Source organism: Pseudazoarcus sp. NS34 (assembly GCF_059703725.1).
Genome location: NZ_BAAKIZ010000008.1, coordinates 1 through 1,576, shown reverse-complemented (window position 1 = coordinate 1,576; position 1,576 = coordinate 1). Strand labels below are relative to the sequence as shown.

Below are 1,576 nucleotides of genomic sequence, written 5' to 3'. Positions count from 1 at the left end.
CTTGCCACCAGGAGCAGCGCAAGCCCTCACGCAACTCACCGCCCTTGGTGCGGGCACCGCCGCTGGTGGCCCGCAAAGCGGCGCAGCCGCTATGAATGAGGCTAGCAACAACGCTGTGCAGCTTGCGCCGCTGGCAGCCCTAGTACTCGAAAGCATACTAGCAGCGGGCCCAGCGGCGGCACGTGCCTGCCTCTCATCCCCTGCGTGTGTAAGCGCGCTGCAAATGGCTGGAAAAAGAGCCGTCGCAGTAGTGGCCGGGATGCTGACGGCAGAGGAACTGGCGAAAATCCCCGGATTCGGCGCGGGGGAACAACCGCCACCCTTCGGTCCGCTGACTACCCCCATCCCGGATCCTGACTCCATGCAGCGGATGTATGGGCCGCCTCCGCTCGAGAATCAAGAGGCGCTGACAGCGTGGCTCGCAAATGCGCTACAGGGTTATCCTGGGGATCAGGCAGAGGAATGGGCCAAGGATTTCATCCATACGCTGCCTATGGCGGATCAGCTGCATTACAGCGATCTGATCATCATGGCGGCGAAGGATGCAGCCAGCCACAGAAACAAGCACCTTGCTGGCAGTAACCACCCCGCGACTGGAATCCCGTTCGACCTGTCTGGATATCCTGATTTTTCAAGTGTTTCGATTGCGGAAGTAACTATCACGCTGACCGGGACTCGCGCAGGCGACAACCGCGCCGCAAATGCGGCTGCCGGTTTTGACAGCACACCCTTAGGTTACACATGGCACCACCACCAAAACGGGACGACTATGCAATTAGTTCCGCGAGAACTTCATGCTAAAACCGGGCACACCGGTGGTTTCAGCAAATCAGACTGAGAAAACGGAAATGGCGATCACCATAAAGAATAGCGGCCCGAAACTCTTACTGAATAACATTGTGGCCCTAGAAAAAGAACTCGACTTTACTTTTCCTAAAGACTACAAAGAGTTTCTTATCTCACATAACGGAGGAACTCCGCCAGATGATGAGAATATTGTGGACGTCCCAAATCTCGACAGCTCGCCAACCGACATTCAAGTTTTTTTTGGCGTTGATCAGGCCATTCCCAGCTGCAACATTTTGTGGAACTTCAAGCTTATGGAAGAAAAATTTCCATCGCGAAGACTGATCCCCATCGCGTGCGACAGCGGCGGAAACTTATTCTGCTTCAGCGAGAAAGAGCACCATATAAAGCGAATAGTTTATTGCGACCTGGAAAGCCCAAACGGAGCAGAATTCGATCTCGCATCAAATTTCACGGACTTCCTTCACAGCATCCGCCCTTGGACCTAATAAACGGGCGCGACTTGCAGATTCGTGCAGATTCGGGGTCAGGTCTAGATTTTATACCCCCTGCCATCTATCCTGATCTTCATGGCACGCCCAATCCGAATCGAGTTCTCTGGTGCGCTCTATCACATCACCTCTCGCGGGGATCGGCGTGAGGCGATCTATGAAGACGACACTGATCGGGAGCGGTTTCTCGAAGTGCTCGGAGAGGTAGCCGAGGATTTCAACTGGGTCTGTCATGCCTGGTGCCTGATGACCAACCATTACCATTTGGTGGTCGAGAC

Annotated in this window: 3 protein-coding genes; all 3 read left to right on the top strand. The window is 54.6% G+C overall.

Features of this window, described 5'->3' with window-relative positions; all coding sequences use genetic code 11:
• Nucleotides 1-223: 223 nt before the first annotated feature.
• Nucleotides 224-838, top strand: coding sequence for an HNH endonuclease (locus tag AC6H0N_RS15600; RefSeq protein ID WP_497575056.1), 615 nt, complete (start codon nt 224-226; stop codon nt 836-838).
• A 10-nt stretch (nt 839-848) separates the two neighbouring features.
• A complete protein-coding gene (locus tag AC6H0N_RS15595) occupies nt 849-1,295 on the top strand; it encodes an SMI1/KNR4 family protein (protein WP_497575055.1) in 447 nt (148 codons plus the stop codon).
• 81 nt (nt 1,296-1,376) lie between these two features.
• A partial coding sequence (locus AC6H0N_RS15590; protein WP_497575054.1) for a transposase occupies nt 1,377-1,576 on the top strand: 200 nt, incomplete at its 3' end.

Excerpts from the sequence above, each read along its gene's own strand:
- AC6H0N_RS15600 (WP_497575056.1), top strand. The coding sequence starts at position 224 with ATGGCTGGAAAAAGAGCCGTCGCAGTAGTGGCCGGGATGCTGACGGCA.
- AC6H0N_RS15595 (WP_497575055.1), top strand. The coding sequence starts at position 849 with ATGGCGATCACCATAAAGAATAGCGGCCCGAAACTCTTACTGAATAAC.